This window comes from Gordonia iterans, from assembly GCF_002993285.1.
Taxonomy (GTDB): Bacteria; Actinomycetota; Actinomycetes; order Mycobacteriales; family Mycobacteriaceae; genus Gordonia; species Gordonia iterans.
Genome location: NZ_CP027433.1, coordinates 15489 through 35722 on the forward strand (window position 1 = coordinate 15489; position 20234 = coordinate 35722).

Sequence of the window (20234 nt, forward strand, 5' to 3'; positions counted from 1 at the left end):
TGCTGCGCGGCAGCGGTGATTGCGGGCGGTAGAGTGGGCGGCGGGTGATCGTCTCCTTCATGGACATCGCCGAAGCCCGGTAGAGCACGTGCTGGGGGGTGTGGTGCCCCCTTCCGACTAGGTCGGACTGCCGGGCTTCAACACGTCCAGGACGTCGCGCGCCAGGGTGGGCGTCGGCGCGGGGTGGGTGATCCCGGCCTCGTGGTCGCGGGCGCGGCGCGCTTCGACACGGGCTAGGAGGTCGGCGGCTTCACGGGTCACTGGTCCCCCTCCTCCTGCTCGGCGAGCCAGCGGTCGATCGTCTCGGGCCGCCATCGGACGCGATTCCCGACCTTCACGGCGGGCGGAAGTTGGCCGGCGTGCCGCATCTGCCGGACAGTGCCGGGCGTGACGTCGAGGAGCGCGGCGAGGGTCACGAACGTGTACAACGGACGGACCGGGCCGCCGTCGACCTCGATGCCCTCGGGCGGGACGGGCAGACTCGCGACCACGGCGGTCATGCCGACACCGCCTGTCGGACAGCACCCGCACGGACAACCTGAGACGGCTCCTGCCAGATCAAGATGCGATCAGGGCGGGCACCAAGCCCGCCCAGCGCGTCAAGCACTGCGGGCGTGGGACGGCGAGACTTGAACGCGGTACGCCAGGTCCGCTCGGACACGTGGGTCTTCTCCTCGAGGCTGGCGAAGGTCGGGAGGTTGTTGGCTCCCTTCACCCGCTCCATCTCATCGAGACTCAGTAGAAACATTCCGGGTTCCTCCGTTTGATGTGGATTACACGGAAGATACTTACCGGTCCCAGTAGTCCTGTCAACCACTAATTACCGCTTAAGTCGACCGAAACGACTGTTTCCCCATGTCGATTACGTATTGACCGGAAGAAACTTGCCGGTTAGATTGGTCGCATGAGCACACAGCAGTCGATCCTCGGATCACTCGGAGGAGTGCGCCTCACTGCGGTCCGCATAGGCGAGATCCTCGGAGTCACAGAGAAGACCGCGCGCAAGCGGCTAGCGGACGGCCTGAATGCGAGCGACGTCATCACGCTCTGCCGGGCTCTCGACGTGAACCCCGTCGAGGCGCTCGTCGAGCTGAAGTTCGTCACGATCAACGAAGCGATCGACTTCGCCGACTCGGACGGACAACTGCTCGCCACGGCCGACGAGGAGCAGTTGTTCCTCGAACTCGTCGATCGGAAGCTGAGCACTCCGCGGCTTGCGCAGATCCTCGCCGAGCGGACGAGTGCACCGCACGCCGGGTCGATCGGCACTGACGACACCATGGACCTCGCGACGTGGAAGATGCGGCGCGCCGAGAAGGAAGGGCTCACCGGCGTGCCGCCGACAGATGAGGAGGTCGAGCGAGTCCGTCGTGACGAGCACCGCATGCCGCGCGGGATGGCGGCCCGGACTCTCGACGGGAAGAGCGACGGGGAGAAGATCGACGACGAGTTCGCTGAACTCGGCGAGGAATCGCAGGACCCCGGCGATACTGATCCCGCATGAGCAGACACCACCCGTGGCGCGCACTGCGCGACCACCTCCCCCACGTCGACATCACCTGGCAGCGGATCGCCGGCGCGGTCTGCGGCTACTGGGACGGCGCGAACCGGATCGTGATGGATCCGCGAGCGACACAGGCCGAACGGCGCTCGACGCTCGCGCACGAAATGGCGCACATCGAACGCGGCGTGATCCCGCTCGACCCGGTGCTCGCCGCCCGCGAGGAAGCGACCGTCGACGAGATCGCCGCCCGGGCCCTCATCACCCTCGATCAGCTCGTCGATGCGCTGCGCTGGTGCCGGGGAGCCACCAGCGAGTGCGCCGACGAGGTGTGGACAGACCGTCACACCCTCGCGGTACGGATGAACACGCTCACCCCGGCTGAGCGCAACTACATCACCGGGCGGCTCGCCGACTGCGACTGGGCCGCATAGTCCAAGGAGATCCGAATGAGAACCATCACCAGCACGCTCGCCGGTGCCGTGGCAGCGCTCGCACTCGCTGCATGCTCGTCAAGCGACAACACGACCGCCGAGGGCCCGCAGCAGCAGTCGGCGCCCGTGGTGACCTCGAGCGCTCCCGCGCCCAACAGCGAAGCCGCGCTCCGCGCGACGCTGGCCGACTACTACCGCACCGTCCCGCAGCGTGGTCAATGGGACAAGGCCTACGACTACCTGTCGCCGCGCTGTCAACGTGAGGTCGACGCCGACACTCTCGCGTCCGGAATGGCCGAGGCCTACGGCCCCGGATCCGGCCGCGACTTCTCGGGCGAACCCGAATACCTGATCACCATGAACGGAGACTCGGCGCTCGTCGTGTCGAAGTCGTACGACGGGAAGGGCACGATGAAGCCTGAGCAGTGGACGTTCATCAACGGCGCTTGGCGGCTGGACGGCTGCTGATGGGCCGTCGGCGGCTGGAGGTTGGTGAGTACGGGCAGATTCGGTTCGAGACGATCGGCCCGAAGAAGATCCGGGCACGATGCGATGTGCGGTGCCGGGATGGGAAGGTGCGCTCGGTGCAGGCGGACGGGCCGTCGAAGACTGCGGCGGCCGACCGAGTGAAAGCGCGCGCCGTCGAGCGAGCAGCGACCGCCGGCCGCACCCGACCTGGCGCACCGTCGATCGTTCTCGGGCCGGACACGATGATCGCTGACCTGGCCGACATGTGGATGAACCAGGTAGAGGCGTCCGGCGACGTCGCCGACCAGTCGCTCCCGGACTACCGGTACTACCGCGACGTGGTGAAGGAGGGACTCGGCGCGCTGCGGATCAGCGAGTTGTCGACGGCGACCGTCGAGTGGTTCATCGGAGTCGAGGCCGCCGACAAGCCGTCGAAGGCGGCGAACTTGCGGCGCACGATCCGCGGCATGATGGGCCTCGCGATCCGGCACGACGCGTATGACGGCGAGAACCCGGCCCGCGAAGTTGTGATCGCGCGCTCGCAGCGGGAGGCGCCGCGAGCGCTCACGATGGACGAGTTGAAGGCGTACCGCGAGTGCATCCGGCTGTGGATGGCCGGCCCCACCGATGAGGATGGGCGGCCGATCAAGCGGGGTGGGAAGCCGCGGGCGACCGATCTGCTCGACATCGTGGACTTGCAGCTCGCGACCGGCGCGCGGATCGGCGAGGTTCTCGCGCTGCGCTGGCAGGACGTCGATCTGGAATCTGAGCGTCCAACGGCGCACATCTGCGGGACGTTGGTGGATCTGCCCGGCGGGAGGAAGAACGGGGGCGGCCTGGTCCGGCAGGAGCACCGGAAGGCGAAGGACCGCTACACCGTGCATCTGCCGCGCTTCGCTGTCGCCACATTGCTGCGGTTGAAGACGACGGCGAAGAAGAACCCGCACGACGTGATCTTCCCGTCGAGCACCGGCACCCTGCGGTCTCCGTCGAATCTGCGGACGCAGTTGCGGGCCGCGCGGGGCGACGAGTGGAAGTGGGTGAAGCCGCACACGTTCCGCAAGACCGTGGCGACGTTGGTGGAGCGGGAGTCGTCGTTGGAGGCGGCGTCGAAGCAGCTCGGCCACGCGGGGTCGGCAGTGACAGCGAAGCACTACGTCGAGCGGTCTGTGGTAGCGCCGGACGTGTCCGACGTGCTGGACTTGCTGGCACCTGAATCCCCGGAATATCCCCGGAATTGACCCTGACGCCGCTGAACATGTTCGAACACGTGCTGACAATGTTGGACACGAAAACACCTGGTCGGATGTTATGGCGAGTCCAACCAGGTCAATGCGCGTTCGAATGAGGCATGACCCAGTTCTGAGAATAGGTCAGGAGTTCGATTCTCCTAGGCGGCTCAAAGAAGCCCAGGTCAGACGCAGTATCTGACCTGGGCTCCTTACTCCGGTCACCGCGCCGGCAGAGTGAAGCCACAGCCGCCGGACCCTCAGGGCAGCAGGATCACCTTGCCGGTCACGGTCCGACCCTCGAGCGACAGGAGCGCGCGCGCCGCCTCGTCCAGCGGGTAGCGCGCCCCGATGAGCGGCTTCAGGGCGCCGCTGCGCAGGTGCGGCAGCATGGCTTCCCACTCGGCGGCGACGTGCCCGGGACGCGGAAGGACGTAGGCGCCCCAGCCGACGCCGATGACGGAGATGTTGTTCAACAGGAGCCGGTTGACCTTGACCGTCGGGATCTCACCCGCGGTGAAGCCGATGACCAGCAGCCGCCCGTGCTCGGCGAGCGTCCGCAGCGAATCGGTGAAGCGATCGCCGCCGACCGGATCGACGACGATGTCGACCTTGCCGGCGACCTGGTCGCGGAAGCCGTCGGCCAGGACCACGTCGTCTGCCCCGGCGGCGCGGGCCACCTCGGCCTTCTCCTCGGAGGAGACCACTCCGACGACGCGGCCCGCACCGAACGCCTTGGCGATCTGGATCGCCGCGGTGCCGATGCCGCCGGCGGCGCCGTGCACCAGCACCGATTCCCCGGCAGCCAGGCCGCCGCGCTCGACGAGCGCGAAGTACGAGGTGGCGTAGTTGAACGTGAAGGCGGCACCGTCCTCGAACGAGACCTCGTCGGGCAGCGCGAAGGTCAGATGAGGCTGCGCCTGGGCGCGCTCGGCGAACCCGCCCAGCAGGGTGAGCGCGGCCACCCGATCCCCGGGGGCAAACCCGCTGCCTTCCGGCGCGTTTTCGACGATGCCCGCCACCTCCGCACCGGGAACGAAGGGAAGTGCGGGCTTCACCTGGTACAGACCCCGGCTCTGGAGCAGTTCCGGGAACGCGACGCCGGCGGCCTGCACGGCGATGGTCACCAGACCGGGGTCGGCCGGCTCGGGGATGTCGACGAGTTCGACGGCCTCCGGGCCGTCGAGGGTGGTGATCTGGATGGCGCGCACGGAGTGGGTCCTTTCGCTCACGGTTCTTCGCGCCACCCTGACACAACTTGAATCCGAACTCAACTATTGGTAGGCGGCCGCATCGCAGGCGCCTCGCCGCAGGATTCAGTCGGCGCGCAGTTCCGGCGTGGTCAGCCCGAGGGCATTGGTCCACATGCGGGTGGCCGACTCCACGAGGCGATCCGTCGCGTCCGACAATCCCTCTTCAGGGGCATCGTCGCCCGCGATGACATAGGTGTCGTAGGCCAAGCGGGAGATCATGCCGGACAAGGCCGTGGCGGCCAGTTCGGCCTCCACACGCCGATCGGCGAGTCCGCGCGACTGCAGATCCGCGATCGCGCGGGCATTGCGCGCGACGAAGGCGTTGGTGCGGGCGATCCGCATCGCCCGGAAGCGCGGGTCGACGGCGGCGACCTGCTGGAGCAGATGATTCAGTCGCGCGTTCCGGCGATACGCCTCGAAATACGCGCGATTGCTCGCTGCGATGATGGCGACCGGGTCGTCGGTCTCTTCGATCCGGCCGGTCCCCGGATGCATCATGTCGCTCTGCGCCTCGTGGAGGACAGCCGCGAACACCTCGTCCTTGCTCTCGAACCAGGTGTAAAAGCTCCCGATCGAGCAATTCGCCTCGGCGACGATGTCGACCAAACGGGAGTCGACGAAGCCGTCCCGCTCGAAGACGCGCCGGGCAGCGGCGATCAGCGCCGACCGGGTCCGGCGTCCACGCTCCGTCTGCGGAGTGACCCCCAACTTGTCCGGATCGAATAGCGCGGGAGCCTCGTCGGGCACGTCGTTCTCCGAGGTCATGCCAACACCCTAGTACTCCCCTCGCGCCGTTCTGCGCCCGCTCTGCGGGACACGGAGAGCAAATATGAGGTTGACGTCAGATTCATATTGGGCCAGAATCGGCAGAGCGAGAGTGATGCACATCACGCTTTGCGACCGTGTGAGCCGAGTGCCGGCCCGCACCCGACACCGCGGCCGTCGCCGCCCGTCCGAAGGGCAATGTCCTTGAGCACCGTGCAAACTGTCACCGGCCCCGTCGACTCCGCTCAGTTGGGCAACGTCCTGGTCCACGAGCACATCTTCGTGCTCGGCGAAGAGCACCGGGAGAACTACCAGTACGACTGGAACGAGGAGGAGAAGATCGCCGACGCGGTACGCGACCTCAACGAGCTCAAGGGTCTGGGCATCGACACGATCTTCGATCCGACGGTGCTGGGTCTGGGCCGCTACATTCCCCGGATCCAGCGGATCGCCGCACAGACCGAACTGAACATCGTCGTCGCCACCGGCCTGTACACATACAACGACATCCCGTTCCAATTCCACTACACGGGCCCGGGCCTGCTGTTCGACTGCCCGGAGCCGTTGGTGACGCTCTTCGTCCGGGACCTGACCGAGGGAATCGCCGACACCGGCGTGCGGGCGGCGTTCCTCAAGTGCGCCATCGAGGAACCCGGCCTCACCCCGGGGGTCGAGCGGGTCATGCGTGCCGTCGGCCAGGCCTCGGTGCAGACTGGTGCACCGATCACCGTGCACACCAATCCGCACACCCGTTCCGGCCTCGTGGCACAGCGGGTGCTGCAAGAGGAAGGCGTCGACCTCCGCAAGGTGGTGATCGGCCACTCCGGCGACTCCACCGACCTCGACTATCTGATGGAACTGGCCGACGCGGGCTCCATCCTCGGCATGGACCGGTTCGGGCTCGACGTGCTCCTGCCGTTCGACGACCGGATCAACACGATCGTTCAACTCGCCGAGCGGGGGTACGCCGACCGGATGGCCCTCGCCCACGACGCGTCGTGCTTCATCGACTGGTTCGATCCCGAAGCCAAGCGCCAGGCCGTGCCCAAGTGGAATTTCCGCCACATCAGCGAAGACGTGCTGCCCGCGTTGCGCGAGCGCGGGGTCACCGGCCGGCAGATCACCACGATGCTCGTCGACGTTCCGCGCGCCTACTTCGAGTGAGGCTCCCGCGACATGCCTAATCCCGCTGCCGCCCTGTGGCGCAACGCCGACTCCTTGCCCGACCGGATCGCCGTGCGCGACGGCGATCGCCGGTTGACCTACGCCCGACTTCGCGACCATGCAGCAGCGGCCGCGCAGGTCTTCGCCGGTCACGGCACCCGACACGCGGAACGCGTCCTGCTGATCGCTCCGTCGATTCCCGAGTTCGTCATCGCCTACTACGGCCTTCATGCTCTGGGCGCGACCGTGATCACCATGAACGTCATGTCGACCGCCCCCGAGATCGACTACGTCGCCGAGGATTCCGGCGCATCGTCGATCGTGGCGTGGCACGGCTGCCGCACCGCGGCGGCCTCGGTCGCCGCCCACCGCGGCCTCCCGTTCACCGAACTGGGCCCGTACGAGTCCACAGCGGTCCCGCCGCGATCGGCGGACCTGACGGAACGAGCCTCCGACGACACCGCCGTGATCCTCTACACCTCGGGCACCACCGGCAGACCGAAGGGCGCTCAGCTGACCGTCGCGAACGTCGACGCCGTGCCGATCGCATTCCGCGACGCGCTGCGACTGGGCGACCACGAGCGGTGGGCTACCGCCCTGCCGCTGTTCCATTGCTTCGGTCAACTGGTGGTGATGCACGACGCCCTCACCTGGGGCGGCACCCTCTCGCTCCTCAGCCCGTTCGCACCCGCGACGTTCATGGACCGGCTGCGCGACGAGCGCATCACCATCGCGTGCGGTGTGCCGACGATGTGGAATGCGTTGCTGCAGCAGGGCGCCGGATATTCGTCCGACGACTTCGCCGACCTGCGGCTGGCCTGCTCCGGCGGAGCCTCCCTGCCCGGCGAAGTGATTCGCGCGTTCGAAGAACGCTTCGGCGCCACCCTCCTCGAGGGGTACGGACTCACCGAAACGTCCGGTGCGGCGACATTCCGGGACCTCACCGCTCCACCCAAGACCGGTACCGTCGGCCGAGCTCTGCCCGGGTTCCGCACAGAGGTCCGCGGCCCCGACGGCCGGCCGCTGCCGCCGGGGTCGGTCGGTGAGATCTTCCTGTCCGGACCGTCGGTGATGAAGGGCTACTGGAATCGTCCCGACGCGACGTCGGAGGCTTTGCACGACGGTTGGCTGGCGACCGGCGATCTGGGCACGATCGACACCGACGGAGACGTCCGCATCGTCGACCGCAAGAAGGACCTGATCATTCGCGGCGGCTACAACGTCTATCCCCGGAGGTCGAAGAGGTGCTCTACACCCACCCGGACATCGTGGAAGCCGCCGTCCTCGGCGTTCCCGACGACCACTACGGCGAGGAGGTCGCCGCCGTCGTCGCCGTGCGCGCCGACGCCGACCTGGATCCGGACGCGCTGCGCGCATGGTGCAAGGAGCAGCTCAGCGCGTACAAGGTGCCGCGTGTGATCACCTACGTCGACGAACTGCCCAAGGGCGCCACCGGCAAGATCCTCAAACGCGCCATCGACCGTGACGGCCTGACCACTGCCGACCACTGAGTGAGCGGCCGCACAGCGGCCGGGGACCTCACAAGCCCGCGGAATCGGCCACCTCGGTCGCCTTCGTGACCAGTACGTCGACGACGTCGGCGGTCGGCACACCGGCCTTCGCCCGGTTCTGCGGGTTGTCCTGCGCGCGCCGCAGCACACCCTCGGCGATGATCGCGACCTTCCACAGCCCCAGCGCGTGCCAATAGCGGAGCGCACGCGCATCCCGTCCAGTCCGCGCGACGTACTCGGCGGCCAGCTGGTCCCGATCGGGGAATCCCTCCAGCAGTTCCACCGGCGCCGCCGACAGCGGAAGCTCACCCGGAGCGGGCCAGTAGGCGAGAGTGCTGCCCATGTCGGCCAGAGGATCTCCGAGCGTCGACAACTCCCAGTCCAATACGGCGCGCACCCGGCCGACGGCCGGATCGACCAGCACGTTCCTGATGTGGAAATCGCCGTGGACCAGCCGGACCTCCTGCTGCGCCGGAACGTCCGCGGCCAGTCGGCGGGTGAGCGCATCGAGCGCCGGCACCTCGCGAGTCTTCGACTTCTCCCACTGCGCGCTCCAGCGTTTGAGCTGGCGCTGTGCGTACGGCTTGTGGCTCGCCAGATCGGCGAGGCCGACCTGCTCGACGTCGAGCGCGTGCACATGCGCCAACGTGTCGATCATCGACGCCCCGAGGGTTCGCCTCGCCGCCGCACTCATCGCCTCCGCCGCCGGGAGATTGTCCAGCACCGTAGCGTCCACGAACTCCATCACCACGAGGGGCGTCTCGCTGACCGTCTCGTCGGTGCACACACCGTGCACCTTCGGCACCGGTACGTCGGTGCCGGCCAGCGCCGACAGGATCCGGGCTTCCCGAGCCACGTCATGCGCCGAGGCCAGCAGCGTTCCGAGCGGCGGTCTGCGTAGCACCCACCGATCACCGGCGCGGTCGGTGAGCAGGTACGTGAGATTCGACTGACCGGTGCCGATCCGCTGCGCCGCCAGCTCTCCGTCCGGCTCGATGCCTATCCGCGCCAACCACTTTCGGAGTCCGCTGATGTCGACACCGGGAATCTCGGCAGGCGCAGGCGTGCGTGCGTGGTTCTCATCCATCCGAGGCCTTTCAGTACCGCGCGCTCAGTGCGTCGTCGGACACGCCGGCGACCGCTTCGGGGACGGCTGCGGCGTCCCGATAGGGGCGGAGTTCACGGCGCGCGATGGCCCTCTTGTGGACCTCGTCGGGCCCGTCGGCCAGCCGGAGCGTCCGGATGTGCGCGTAGGCCATGGCCAACGGGAAATCGTCGGTGACGCCCGCGCCGCCGTGCACCTGAATCGCCCGGTCGATGATCTTGAGCGCCACGTTCGGCGCCGCCACCTTGATGGCTGCGATCTCGGTCGCCGCCGCCTTGTTGCCGACCGTGTCCATCATGTGCGCGGCCTTGAGCGTCAGCAGCCGAACCATCTCGATGTCGATCCGCGCCTCGGCGATCCAATCCTGGATGTTGGCCCGGTCGGCCAGCGGTGCACCGAAGGTGACCCGCCGCGTGGCGCGCGCGCACAACAACTCGAGTGCGCGTTCGGCCATCCCGATGGTGCGCATGCAGTGATGAATCCGGCCCGGCCCGAGACGCGCCTGGGCGATGGCGAACCCTTCACCCTCGCCCTTCAGAACATCGCTCGCCGGAACCCGCACATTCTCGAAGACCAGTTCGCCGTGGCTCTCGCGGTCGACGTACCCGAAGACCGGGAGGTTCCGCACGATCGTCAGGCCCGGAGCATCCGTCGGCACCACCATCATCGACTGCTGGCGGTGCGTCGGAGCGGACGGATCTGTCTTGCCCATCACGATCAGCACCCTGCAGTCCGGACGAACCGCGTTGGAGGCGAACCACTTCCGCCCGTTGAGCACGTACTCGTCGCCGTCCCGCTCCATGCGCAGTTCCACGTTGGTGGCGTCAGAGCTGGCCACCGCGGGCTCGGTCATCGCGAACGCCGACGCGATCTCGCCGTCGAGCAGGGGACGCAGGTAGCGATCCTTGTGCTCGTCGTTGCCGAACAGCGTCAGGACTTCCATGTTCCCGGTGTCGGGAGCGTTGCAGTTGAACACCTCCGGCGCCCACACCACCCGTCCCATGATCTCGGCGAGGTGCGCGTACTCCAGATTGGTCAGACCGGGACCCCAGTCGGGGTGCGGGTGAAAGAGATTCCAGAGGCCGGCGGCCTTGGCCTCCTTCTTGAGGTCCAGCAGAATCTGCGGGCTGGCGTGCGGGTCCGCGGACTCCCGCATCTGCTGCTCGTACACCGACTCGTTGGGATAGATCCGCGTCTCCATGAAGTCGAGCAGACGCCGTCGGTACTCTTCGGCGCGGTCGGACGGTTCGAACAGGGCGTTGGTCATTGTCTCTCCTGACGGATCTTCTGGGTGTCGGTCGACTGCGCTACTCGCCACGACCGGACTCGGCGAGTCCCTGGTGGAGCCGGCGCATGCCGCGCAGCCAGCGGTCGTAGTCACTGCCCTTGTGGCGGTACATCGTCAGCACCTCCGGGTGCGGGAGGATCAAGAACCGCTCGTCGGCGATTCCCGCCATCACGTCGTCGGCGACCTGTTCGGGCGTGAGGACCTCACCGGCCGATTCCACCGCACGCTGCATGAGTTGCGCGGACGAGTCGTCGTCGATGTCGCCGGGCCGCAACAGCCGCGTGTCCACGCCCATCGGGCATAGACAACTCACGCGAATCCCCTGGTCGCCGTAGGTGACCGCCAGCCACTCCGCGAAGCCCACCGCCGCGTGCTTGGTGACCGAATAGGTGGCCGAGCCGAGTTGGGTGAGCAGTCCGGCCGCCGACGCAGTCGAAACGAAGTAGCCCTCGCCGCGCGAGATCCACTCCGGGACCAGCCGTCGCGCGGCCCGGACATGGGCGAGCACGTTGACGTCGAGGGCCGCGCTCCACTGCTCGTCCGTCGCCTCGAGTCCCGGGCCACCGGCGATACCGGCGTTCGCGAAGTAGAGGGATACCGCGCCGAACCGTTCCTCGGCCAGCGCGACTGCGGCGTCGATGTGCGCGGCGGAGGACGCGTCTCCGCTCAGCGCCGCGACGGCGCCGGGCGTGCGTCGATCGAGGCCGGCGGCGACCTCTTCGACGGCATCGGCATCGATGTCGGTCACGACCACGCGCACGCCGCGTTCCACCAGCGCTCCGGCGATCGCCGCCCCGATGCCGGCACCGCCTCCGGTGACGACGGCCACCCGCCCAGCTACGTCCACCGTTATGCCCTCCTGGTCTCCACCCGGGAGCGTCGCGACCACCGAGTTGAACATGGTTTCATGTTCGACTGTAACAGAAGTCACCGCCGATCGCAGGGATCACGGAACACCGGCGGCGGACCACGGCCGGATGCCGCACCCGACTCCGGCACGGAGGCTACGCTGAGAAGTCGGCCGCTCCCCAGCACTCCGGAGGTGCACGGTGCCATACCTGGGCATCCTCGTCCTGCTCGTCTGGATCGTCGCCCTGATCGATCTGATCACCGCCGACGAACACCGGATACGGCACCTCCCCAAGCTGGTCTGGCTGCTGATCGTGCTCCTGTTGCCCCTGGTCGGCTCGATCATCTGGTTCGCAGCGGGCCGCCCCGAGCGCGCAACTGCCGCCGCCCCGCCCCGGCCGACCGGCATGCCCGAGTACGAGCGCCCCGAATACCGCGAAGCCCTCGCCCGGCGCGACGACGAGGAGGTCCGCCGGAAGGTCCGCGAACGCGCCGAAGAACAGCGCCGCCGGGCGCGTGAGGCCGAGGGGAGACGCTCGGCCGACGACCCCGACTGAGTCCGCCCACCGGTGCTGCGATCAGGCACGAGACTTGACCACTATCCGAACATATGTTCGTATGGCTGCATGCGGTGGGCGGGTCAATCGGCGGATGCCGACGACGGCGGACTGCCCGGCCTGGATCGGGCCGGCCTGGTCCGCACCGTGCAGACCCCCGAGTTCGCGGGGATCACGTTCCACGAGGTCCTGGCCAAGAGCGCGCTGAACAAGCTGCCCGACGGCGCTCAACTGCCGTTCAAGTACACGGTCAACACCATGCGCGGCTGCAGCCACGCCTGCCGCTACTGCTTCGCCCGGCCCACGCACGAGTACTTGGACTTGAACCCCGCGGACGACTTCGACTCGCAGCTCGTGGTGAAGCTCAACGTCGCCGCGGTGCTCCGCAAGGAACTGCGGCGCAAGTCGTGGCAGCGCGAGACCGTGGCCCTCGGTACCAACACCGATCCGTATCAGCGCGCCGAGGGCCGGTACCGGCTGATGCCCGGCGTCATCCGAGCACTCGCCGAATCGGGCACCGGGATGTCGATCTTGACCAAGGGCACGCTGCTGCGGCGGGACCTGCCGTTGCTGCGAGCGGCCCGGCACGCGGTCGACGTGCAGGTCGGCATCTCGTTGGCCATGCTCGACGACGACCTCCGCAAGCAACTCGATCCGGGGGCGCCGTCGCCGCGCGCCCGGCTCGACCTGATCGCCGCGCTGGCCGATGCGGGGTTCACACCGCACGTGATGGTCGCGCCGGTGATCCCCTATCTGACCGATGACGCATCACAGCTCGACGATCTCCTCGCTGCGCTCGCCGACGCCGGGGCGTCGCGGGTCACCGCGTTCCCGCTGCATCTCCGCGGGTCGACGCGCGGAGTGTTCCTGGAATGGCTCGGCCAGACGCATCCGGCTCTGCTCCGCCGCTATCGCAGCCTGTACGGCCGCGGCGGCTACGTCCGGCCGGAGTATTCGGCGCGGCTGCGCGAGAAGATGACCCCGCTCGTCGCCCGCCACGGCCTGGCTCGCCCGGCACCCGCGGACACCGCAGCTGCGGCGCCTGCCGCCGACAGCACACCCCGGGAGCCCGCCCTCACTCTGTTCTGACCGATCCTCTGATCGCTCCTTCGTTCGATGACGTCCATCGCACCCATTCGCGGTACTTCACCGGCGCGAGCGTCGTCGAGGAACTGTCCACCCGCTGACAGCTCGCCGCATCCGCGGGCATCATGGCGGGCATGGATCTCCGCATCTTCACCGAACCGCAGCAGGGCGCCACGTACGACGATCTCCTGCGCATCGCCCGCGCCACCGAAGACCTCGGCTTCGACGCCTTCTTCCGCTCCGACCACTATCTCGCGATGAACACCGACGGGCTGCCAGGCCCGACCGATGCCTGGCTGACCCTCGCCGCGCTGGCGGTGCAGACCGAGCGCATCCGGCTGGGCACACTGGTCACGTCGGCGACCTTCCGCCACCCCGGCCAGCTCGCCATTCAAGTGGCGCAGACCGACCAGATGAGCGGCGGCCGCGTCGAGCTCGGGCTCGGCGCCGGCTGGTTCGCCGAAGAGCACGCCGCATACGGGATCCCGTTCCCCGTGGTCGGCGAGCGCTTCACCCGGCTCGAGGAGACGTTCGACATCGTCACCGGCCTGTGGGACCTTCCGGAGGGGGAGACCTTCGACTACGCCGGGGAGTGCCTGCGCGTCGAGAATTCGCCGGGCCTGCCGAAGCCGGCTCAGCGTCCGCGTCCGCCGATCATCGTCGGCGGCACCGGACCCAGGCGCACTCCCGCGCTGGCCGCGAAGTACGCAAGCGAGTTCAACGTTCCGTTCGTGGACACCGGGAAGGCCGCCGAGATGTACGAGCGCGTCGGCGACGCCTGCGAAGCGGCGGGGCGACGGCGCGACGACCTGGTCTATTCGGCCGCACTGGTGCTGTGCGTGGGGCGTACCCAGGAGGAGTTCGTACGACGTGCCGCCGCGATCGGGCGCGAACCGGACGAGCTGCGCGAGAACGGGGTGGCCGGGACCGTCGACGAGGCGGTGGCCGCGATCGAGCGATTCCGGTCCACCGGGGCGAGCCGGATCTATCTCCAGGTCCTCGACCTGTCCGACGTCGACCACCTGGAACTGGTGGCTTCGCAGGTCGCTCCGCAACTCGCCTGACCGGATCCACCCGCCGTCGGGCCGCGCCGTCCGACGTCGGTCAGCAGGGTGGGTCGTAGGGTACGCCGGGGAGATAGGTGTCCCACTCGGCCCTGCTGATGTGATCGCCGGGGCGGGCACACACCTCGTCGACCAGGTCCTTGGGATCCAGCTGCCACGCGACGACGGTTCCCGCCTGGCCCGCGGCCAGGATCTGGTCGTCGCTCACGAACCGGACGTCGAACACCGTGCCGGGGTAGGAGCGCAGCACCACGTCCTCGCGCGCGCCGTCGTCGTCGATCGTCCAGACCCAGATCTCCGAGTTCGCGCCACCGGCGACGACTCGCTTGCCGTCCGGCGAGAACGTGGCGCTGTACAGCTGCCCGGCGGGTCCGGACATCTCCGCGATCTGCCGGGGCTTCTCCGGGTCGCTGACGTCGACCACCACCGCGGTCTTGTCCTCGGACGTGGCCACCAGACGGTTGCCCTCGGCGTCGAACCGCACCGCCAGCGCTGAGCCGCCGAAGGCCACGGGATCCGGGTAGGCGCGGGGCTTGGCGGGATCGCTCATGTCGAGCAGGCGTACCTGACCGGTGTTGGTGGCCACCGCGACCCGCCGTCCGTCGGGGCTCAGCGACGCCCACCACACACCCGCCCCGGGGTCGTAGGTCGCGATCTTCTTCGGTGCGGCCGGATCGGACGCATCGAAGATGGTCAGCACCCGCTGGTCGGTTCCGCCGGTCACCGCGATCCCGGTCTTCGGGCTGTAGTCGACCGTCTCGTTCAGTCCTGGGTGCCCGTCGACCGAGCCGACGATCCGGGGCTCCGCCGGATCAGAGAAGTCGGCGAAGTAGACCGTGCCCGACACCGACCCCAGCGTCGCGGTGGCGCCGTCGGCCGACTGCACCACCGAACCGGCGAACACCACTCCCGGCGGGGGCGGCAGATCCGGCCCCGCCCGTTCGGGCCCGTCCGGACCGATCCGCCACTGCGTGATCCGGCCGTCCAACTCGGTGTCGGCGGCCAGCAGTCGGCCGGAGGAGCTCTCGAACGGAATCTGGAACACCGTCTTGTTGCCGACCGTGAACCGATCCGTGGCCGGCGGCCAATCCTGCACCCGGCCGTCGTCGCTCGCGACGACGACATTCTGGCCCGCCAGCGCCACCGCCGACGAGTTCGCGGCCGTGGGAAGGGCGCGCGGCGCCGCGGCCGGGTCGTTCAACTGGTGCACCAGCACGCTGTTGTCGGCGCCGGCGCTCACCAGGGTGGCTCCGTCGTCGGACAGCGCCAGGGCACTCACATAACTGGTGTGGCCGTCCAGTCGGCGTTCGACACGCGGTGCCGCCGGATCGGCGACGTCGAGCACGTCGACCGTTCGGCTGCGCAGCGCCGCATACACCTTCTTGCCGTCGGGGCTGTAGGCCAGCCCCTGCGCCAGCTGATTGCCACGCCAGCCCAGGTCCAGCTCCGCCGTGTGCTGCAGCCGGTCGCCGTCGACCGTCCAGAAGTCGAGTCGCTGGTTGGCGGTGCTGCTCGCCAGCGCCCGGCTGTCCGGCGAGAACGCCACCGCACCCGCCACATCACCGGTGTCGCCGTCGATCGTCACCGGTCGGCCTCCGTCGCCGGCCAGCCGCCAGACCTGCAGACCCGCCCCGAGTTCGGCGGCGGCGAGGTAGCTCCCGTCGGGGCTGATCGCGAGGGCGTTCGCGTCGCCCCGCACGTCGGGCAGCGAGCCCTTCTTGACCGGTGCGGCCGCATCGGCGATGTTCCACACGTCGATCCGGCCGCGCCCGCCGAGATAGAGCGTCTCGCCGTCCGGTGCCACCGCGACACCCCCGAGGTGCGGGTCGGCGGGGTCGACGGCGGAGAAGTCACCGATCTGCTCGTCGATACCGTGCTCGCCCAACCGGAAGAGCCGGACCTGTCCGCTGCCGCTCGCGGCGGCCAGCAACGATCCGGAGCGCGCGAGCAGCAGCGAGCCGCCGGCCCCGGGGAAGCGGTCCGGAACACCGCGGGCCATCGTGTCGATCAGGGTCGAGCGCGCCTCCACGGTCGGAGCCTGCCGGTAGGCGACCATCGCGAGCTGACCGGCGAGGAAGGGATCACGATCGACCATCTGGTTCGCCTGGATGGCCAGCTGCCGGCTCAGCGTCTCGTTGCGAGAGCGTTCCGCTTCGTTGCGTTGATCCACCGCACTCTGGCCGGCGACCACCGCCACCACCGCGGCGATCACGGCCACCAGCCCGAAGATCGCCGCCGACCAGGCGAACCTCCGAAGCTTCCGGGCCCGGCCGCGCTCAACGGCCTCGTTCGCCGCAGCACGCGCGTAGCCGGCCTCCAGGAACTCGCGCTGCGAACGGTCGACGACCGCTTCGTCGCCGTCGTCGAGGAGCGGCCGGAACATCTCCAGCCGCGCTCCGCCCGGCAGCAGGTCGTCGGGGCGGCCGTCGGCCTCCCACAGTTCACTCAGCCCGCGCAGCCGGCGCTGCAGCAGCAACCGCTCGCGGTCGGCATCGATCCACCCGGTCAGCCGCGGCCACGCCGACAGCAACGCCTCGTGGGTCACTTGGACCTGCGAAGCGGTGAGCGTGAACAGTCGCGCGTCGGCGAAGGCTTCGACCACACGGTGCGCCGGTTCTCCACTGAGCTCGGCGGTGCACAGCGGTCGCCGGGTCACGGCGTCCTCGTCGACGTTCACCATCGCCAGGAGCAGTTCGCGGGCGATCTCCTGCTCCTCGGCGGGCAGGTCGTCGTACACCTCCTCGGCGGTCTGCTCCACGGCGCCGCCGATCCGGCCGGTCTTCACGTAGTCGGCCACGGTGAGCCGGCGTCCGTCGGACTGCTCCCACGTCGCACGGAGCGCGTGCGAGAGCAGTGGAAGCACTCCGGCGTCGACCCGGCCGCCCGTACCCGGCGCCGCGAGGTCCTCGAGCAGGAGGGTCACCAGGTCGTCGTCGACGACGGCCCCCGCCCCCTCCGCCGGCTTCACGATCACCTCGCGCAGCTGTGCCTCGGTCATCCGCGGGACCACCACCTGCGCCTGGCCGAACGCCTCGGCCAGCCCCGGCACCTCGGCGGCCGACGCGTAGAAGTCAGCCCGCAGCGCGATCACCGGCACCAGGGCCCGTCCCGCCAACGCCTCGGAGAGCTTCGTGAAGAAGGCGGCGCGGACCGGCGGCTCGGTCTGAGTCCAGAGTTCTTCGAACTGATCGACGACGAGGAGCGCCGGGCCCGCGGCGTCGCCGAGCGACTCCAGCGCCGACTCGAGTGCGGGTCCCGGCCGGTCCCCGGGAACCATCAGCGCCGACGGCATCCCGGACAGCGCGGCCCCGTCCCGGGTCTGCGCGACCAGACCGGCCCGAACGAGAGACGACTTCCCCGCGCCTGACGCACCGACGACCACCACGGCGCCGTGCAGCCCCGAAGCGGGCGACTCCGGACCGGACTGCCCGTCGTCGGGCACCGGGAGTCCCGCAGCGCGCAGGCGAACGAGCGTGACCATGCGTTCGATCACCTCGTCCCGGCCGAAGAAGCGATCGCCGTCGCCCTCGGTGAACGATTCGAAACCGCGGTAGGGCGACGGAACCGGAGGCCGGCGGCGGCCCCGGCGCTTCGAGGTCCGCTCGACTGCCGACCACCACGCCTCCCGCTCGTCGGGTTCGGCGACCCCGCACACCGCCAGCACTCGCTCGAACATCTCACGGCTGGCGCGGGTCGGCGCGTGCTGGCCGGCGAACCAGCCGGCCACCGTTCCGACCAGCGCATCGGCTTCCGCGGCGACGTCACGCACGCTCAGCTCGGCGCTCAAACGCAGATCCGTGAGCGCTCTGCCCAGATCCTCCCGACTGCCGACCCTGTCCGGGCGTACGGTCTCCGACATCCTCGTCCCTCCGTTTTCGCAGGTCAGCGTATCGGAATACGTATCGACTTGGCTTTCAGGCGTTCTTGGCGCGCGTGGCCGCCGGCAGGCGCGACACGATGACCCTATCCACAACCCGAGGAGTCCGACGTGCTTGCCAACGATCAGTCGCCCACCGACGTACACGATCACCCGTACTCCGCCCAGCCGCCCCGTCTGCACGCGGTCGCGGCACCGCCGCGGCCGACCCTCTCGGCACGCGAAGTGGAGGTGCTTCTGGCGTGGCTGCGTGCCACGTCGAAGGAGGAGGCCGCACAGGAACTGTTCATCAGCGCGGCGACGGTGAGCACCCACATCCTGCGAATCCGCGCCAAGTACGCGGCGGTCGGTCGTCCGGCGAAACGCAAGGCCGCGCTCTTCGCCCGGGCGGTACAGGACGGGTACACCACACTCGACGAGTGGTGATCGGCTCGCCTGTCGCGCGCAGTCCGATCCCCGGCGCCCCCTGGACCGACGCCGGCGCATGCTCGGGCCCACAGGCTCAGGGTCCGCGGAGTCGAGACCGCCGTCGCCGTCGAAAATCGCGGCCGCCCTATAGTTGGGTGACGCCACTTCGCTTCCCAGGAGGACCGATGTCCGACTTCACCGACAAGCTCAAGGCGAAGGCTGAGGCCGTTTCCGCCGCGATCGACAACGAGTTGACCGTGCTCGAGGGCGCCGGTGGAGACGATCCCCTGGCCCATCACGACGAGGACGACGACACCGCCGTCGTCGAGCCGACCTCCGACGACTGACGGACAGCCCTGCTGGTATCACGCCGGCCGGGACCGGCGGGACAGATTCTGGCCCAACCGGACCATGAGGGCGTCGAGCGCGAACTTCGGCTTCACGTTCTGGTCGAGCGCCTCGCGGCATTCCAGGACCGCTTCGACACAGCAGAGCAGCTTCTCCGGCGAGGCGTAGGAGGCCATTCGCGATGACACGTCGGCCACCCTGTCCGGGTGCATCATCGTCACCGTCGCTCCGGTCGACAGCGTCAGCGCATCCCGGAACAGGGCGGCCAGGTCGACGAGAGCGCGGTCGAGGTTGTCCCGCACGATGCGGGTGTGCCGCGCCTTCTGCCGGCGCTCCAGGTCTTTGATCGGTCCGGCGCTCCCGCGCGGGGGCCGCGCCGTGCCCTTTCCGGTACCGCCGGCGCCGAGCGCCGTCATCAGTTCGGCCATCTCCGGTTCGTTGAGTTCGGCGGCGATCTCGTCGGCCACCTTTTTCGCAGCGCTCACCAGAGCTTCTCCCGCCGCGTACATCTCACCCTCGCGCACAGCCGCACTCGCCAGGGCCAGCGCCTGGTCGCGTTGCGCTCGGGCGTGTTCGTCCGTCGCGAGACGCCGCGCGCGGCCGATGTGACCGCCGGAGACGCTCGCCGCCCACTCGGCACGCTCGGGATCGATGGCGTCGCGCCGGATCAGCACCTGAGCCACGTCGGCGGCGGACGGCGCGGTCAACGCCACGTGACGGCAGCGCGATCGCAGGGTCACCGAGATGTCCTCGGGCGAGACCGACGGTGCGCAGAGCAGGAACAGCGTCCGATCGGGAGGCTCCTCCACCGCCTTCAAGAGCGCATTGGCGCCGTGCTCGGTGAGGCGGTCGGCGTCCTCGACGATCACGATCTGCCAGCGACCGGTGGTCGGCCGGCGAGCAGCGAGGCGCACGATGTCGCGGATCTGCGCCACCGAGATGGAGATCCCCTCGGGCACGATGTGCCGCACGTCCCCGTGCGTCCCCGCCAGGATCGTCGTGCACGCCCGGCATTCGCCACAGCCGACGACGTCGGGGTCCGTGCATTGCAGCGCCGCGGCGAAACTCGTGGCCGCGACCGAACGTCCGCTGCCCGCAGGCCCGGTGAACAGCCACGAATGCGTCATCGCCGATCCACCGGTCCCGTCGGTTCCGTTCAGACCGGCCGGCACCAGGTCGTCCCCGAACATCGAGACGGCGCCGTCCGCCACCCGCTCCAGCTCGGCGGCGATGCCGCGAGCAGCGCGGGCGGCCGCGGTCAGGTCGGCCGCCACCGTCTCCTGCCCGATCAGTCCCTCGAAGACATTGGTCACAGTGACCAGGGTAA

The 20234-nt window shown here is 69.1% G+C and carries 19 protein-coding genes and 1 pseudogene; 11 read left to right on the top strand and 9 right to left on the bottom strand.

Translation table 11 applies throughout. The features are described from left to right. Positions 1–117: 117 nt before the first annotated feature. Positions 118–261 carry a hypothetical protein gene (locus tag C6V83_RS18210; protein WP_159067405.1) on the bottom strand — a complete coding sequence of 48 codons (144 nt, stop codon included), beginning with the start codon at positions 259–261 and terminating at the stop codon, positions 118–120. Then, the gene (locus C6V83_RS00125) at positions 258–500 is read right to left on the bottom strand and encodes a helix-turn-helix transcriptional regulator (protein ID WP_105940672.1); all 243 of its coding nucleotides are present in this window, start codon (positions 498–500) and stop codon (positions 258–260) included. The genes C6V83_RS18210 and C6V83_RS00125 overlap by 4 nt, the downstream gene beginning before the upstream one ends. A gap of 404 nt (positions 501–904) precedes the next feature. Here C6V83_RS00125 and C6V83_RS00135 point away from each other — a divergent pair, with 404 nt between their 5' ends. The 4 genes from C6V83_RS00135 (at position 905) to C6V83_RS00150 (ending at position 3644) form a co-directional block, all read left to right on the top strand. After that, complete coding sequence (locus C6V83_RS00135) at positions 905–1504, top strand: hypothetical protein (RefSeq protein WP_105940674.1); 600 nt, start codon at positions 905–907, stop codon at positions 1502–1504. Then, on the top strand, positions 1501–1935 hold the full coding sequence (locus tag C6V83_RS00140) for a M78 family metallopeptidase domain-containing protein (RefSeq protein WP_105940675.1): 435 nt from the start codon (positions 1501–1503) through the stop codon (positions 1933–1935). Before C6V83_RS00135 ends, C6V83_RS00140 begins: the two co-directional genes overlap by 4 nt. A 15-nt stretch (positions 1936–1950) precedes the next feature. After that, positions 1951–2403 (top strand): hypothetical protein, encoded by a 453-nt coding sequence (locus tag C6V83_RS00145; protein ID WP_105940676.1) that lies wholly within the window; start codon positions 1951–1953, stop codon positions 2401–2403. Positions 2404–2519: 116 nt separating this feature from the next. Continuing rightward, entirely contained in the window at positions 2520–3644 is a 1125-nt protein-coding gene (locus C6V83_RS00150; RefSeq protein ID WP_159067406.1) for a tyrosine-type recombinase/integrase, read from the top strand. 248 nt (positions 3645–3892) lie between these two features. Here the strand turns inward: C6V83_RS00150 and C6V83_RS00155 are convergent, their stop codons facing one another. Both C6V83_RS00155 and C6V83_RS00160 read right to left on the bottom strand, forming a co-directional pair. Continuing rightward, the gene (locus tag C6V83_RS00155; protein WP_105940678.1) at positions 3893–4843 is read right to left on the bottom strand and encodes an NADPH:quinone oxidoreductase family protein; all 951 of its coding nucleotides are present in this window, start codon (positions 4841–4843) and stop codon (positions 3893–3895) included. A gap of 105 nt (positions 4844–4948) precedes the next feature. Then, the gene (locus tag C6V83_RS00160; RefSeq protein ID WP_105940679.1) at positions 4949–5650 is read right to left on the bottom strand and encodes a TetR/AcrR family transcriptional regulator; all 702 of its coding nucleotides are present in this window, start codon (positions 5648–5650) and stop codon (positions 4949–4951) included. Positions 5651–5854: 204 nt separating this feature from the next. Here C6V83_RS00160 and C6V83_RS00165 point away from each other — a divergent pair, with 204 nt between their 5' ends. Together C6V83_RS00165 and C6V83_RS00170 are read left to right on the top strand one after the other, a co-directional pair. Continuing rightward, a complete protein-coding gene (locus C6V83_RS00165; RefSeq protein WP_105943610.1) occupies positions 5855–6814 on the top strand; it encodes a phosphotriesterase family protein in 960 nt (319 codons plus the stop codon). A 12-nt stretch (positions 6815–6826) separates the two neighbouring features. After that, a pseudogene (locus tag C6V83_RS00170) lies at positions 6827–8325 on the top strand (AMP-binding protein). Positions 8326–8353: 28 nt separating this feature from the next. On the opposite strand, the gene C6V83_RS00175 reads toward C6V83_RS00170, so the two are convergent. The 3 genes from C6V83_RS00175 to C6V83_RS00185 are packed head-to-tail and all read right to left on the bottom strand — an operon-like array spanning position 8354 to position 11565. Next, positions 8354–9412 carry a phosphotransferase family protein gene (locus C6V83_RS00175; RefSeq protein WP_105940680.1) on the bottom strand — a complete coding sequence of 353 codons (1059 nt, stop codon included), beginning with the start codon at positions 9410–9412 and terminating at the stop codon, positions 8354–8356. A gap of 10 nt (positions 9413–9422) precedes the next feature. After that, positions 9423–10697 (bottom strand): acyl-CoA dehydrogenase family protein, encoded by a 1275-nt coding sequence (locus tag C6V83_RS00180; protein WP_105940681.1) that lies wholly within the window; start codon positions 10695–10697, stop codon positions 9423–9425. Positions 10698–10737: 40 nt separating this feature from the next. After that, the gene (locus C6V83_RS00185; RefSeq protein ID WP_105943611.1) at positions 10738–11565 is read right to left on the bottom strand and encodes an SDR family oxidoreductase; all 828 of its coding nucleotides are present in this window, start codon (positions 11563–11565) and stop codon (positions 10738–10740) included. Positions 11566–11767: 202 nt separating this feature from the next. Here C6V83_RS00185 and C6V83_RS00190 point away from each other — a divergent pair, with 202 nt between their 5' ends. The 3 genes from C6V83_RS00190 (at position 11768) to C6V83_RS00200 (ending at position 14274) form a co-directional block, all read left to right on the top strand. Further along, positions 11768–12124 (top strand): PLDc N-terminal domain-containing protein, encoded by a 357-nt coding sequence (locus tag C6V83_RS00190; RefSeq protein WP_105940682.1) that lies wholly within the window; start codon positions 11768–11770, stop codon positions 12122–12124. Positions 12125–12193: 69 nt separating this feature from the next. Then, positions 12194–13213, top strand: coding sequence for an Rv2578c family radical SAM protein (locus tag C6V83_RS00195; protein ID WP_105940683.1), 1020 nt, complete (start codon positions 12194–12196; stop codon positions 13211–13213). 131 nt (positions 13214–13344) lie between these two features. Continuing rightward, positions 13345–14274, top strand: a complete 930-nt coding sequence (locus C6V83_RS00200; RefSeq protein WP_105940684.1) for an LLM class F420-dependent oxidoreductase — start codon at positions 13345–13347, stop codon at positions 14272–14274. A 40-nt stretch (positions 14275–14314) separates the two neighbouring features. Here C6V83_RS00200 and C6V83_RS00205 read toward each other — a convergent pair whose 3' ends face one another. Then, the gene (locus tag C6V83_RS00205) at positions 14315–18133 is read right to left on the bottom strand and encodes an nSTAND1 domain-containing NTPase (RefSeq protein WP_105940685.1); all 3819 of its coding nucleotides are present in this window, start codon (positions 18131–18133) and stop codon (positions 14315–14317) included. A 195-nt stretch (positions 18134–18328) separates the two neighbouring features. Between C6V83_RS00205 and C6V83_RS00210 the strand changes: the two genes are divergently transcribed. Together C6V83_RS00210 and C6V83_RS18450 are read left to right on the top strand one after the other, a co-directional pair. Then, a complete protein-coding gene (locus C6V83_RS00210) occupies positions 18329–18577 on the top strand; it encodes a LuxR C-terminal-related transcriptional regulator (protein WP_407646289.1) in 249 nt (82 codons plus the stop codon). Between the two features lie 167 nt (positions 18578–18744). After that, positions 18745–18906, top strand: coding sequence for a hypothetical protein (locus C6V83_RS18450; protein ID WP_199832553.1), 162 nt, complete (start codon positions 18745–18747; stop codon positions 18904–18906). An 18-nt stretch (positions 18907–18924) separates the two neighbouring features. Here the strand turns inward: C6V83_RS18450 and C6V83_RS00215 are convergent, their stop codons facing one another. After that, the gene (locus tag C6V83_RS00215; protein WP_105940687.1) at positions 18925–20220 is read right to left on the bottom strand and encodes a DNA polymerase III subunit delta'; all 1296 of its coding nucleotides are present in this window, start codon (positions 20218–20220) and stop codon (positions 18925–18927) included. Positions 20221–20234: the final 14 nt, after the last annotated feature.

Excerpts from the sequence above, each read along its gene's own strand:
- C6V83_RS00125 (WP_105940672.1), bottom strand. The coding sequence starts at position 500 with ATGACCGCCGTGGTCGCGAGTCTGCCCGTCCCGCCCGAGGGCATCGAG.
- C6V83_RS00135 (WP_105940674.1), top strand. The coding sequence starts at position 905 with ATGAGCACACAGCAGTCGATCCTCGGATCACTCGGAGGAGTGCGCCTC.
- C6V83_RS00140 (WP_105940675.1), top strand. The coding sequence starts at position 1,501 with ATGAGCAGACACCACCCGTGGCGCGCACTGCGCGACCACCTCCCCCAC.
- C6V83_RS00145 (WP_105940676.1), top strand. The coding sequence starts at position 1,951 with ATGAGAACCATCACCAGCACGCTCGCCGGTGCCGTGGCAGCGCTCGCA.
- C6V83_RS00160 (WP_105940679.1), bottom strand. The coding sequence starts at position 5,650 with ATGACCTCGGAGAACGACGTGCCCGACGAGGCTCCCGCGCTATTCGAT.
- C6V83_RS00175 (WP_105940680.1), bottom strand. The coding sequence starts at position 9,412 with ATGGATGAGAACCACGCACGCACGCCTGCGCCTGCCGAGATTCCCGGT.
- C6V83_RS00180 (WP_105940681.1), bottom strand. The coding sequence starts at position 10,697 with ATGACCAACGCCCTGTTCGAACCGTCCGACCGCGCCGAAGAGTACCGA.
- C6V83_RS00195 (WP_105940683.1), top strand. The coding sequence starts at position 12,194 with ATGCGGTGGGCGGGTCAATCGGCGGATGCCGACGACGGCGGACTGCCC.
- C6V83_RS00200 (WP_105940684.1), top strand. The coding sequence starts at position 13,345 with ATGGATCTCCGCATCTTCACCGAACCGCAGCAGGGCGCCACGTACGAC.
- C6V83_RS00205 (WP_105940685.1), bottom strand. The coding sequence starts at position 18,133 with ATGTCGGAGACCGTACGCCCGGACAGGGTCGGCAGTCGGGAGGATCTG.
- C6V83_RS18450 (WP_199832553.1), top strand. The coding sequence starts at position 18,745 with ATGTCCGACTTCACCGACAAGCTCAAGGCGAAGGCTGAGGCCGTTTCC.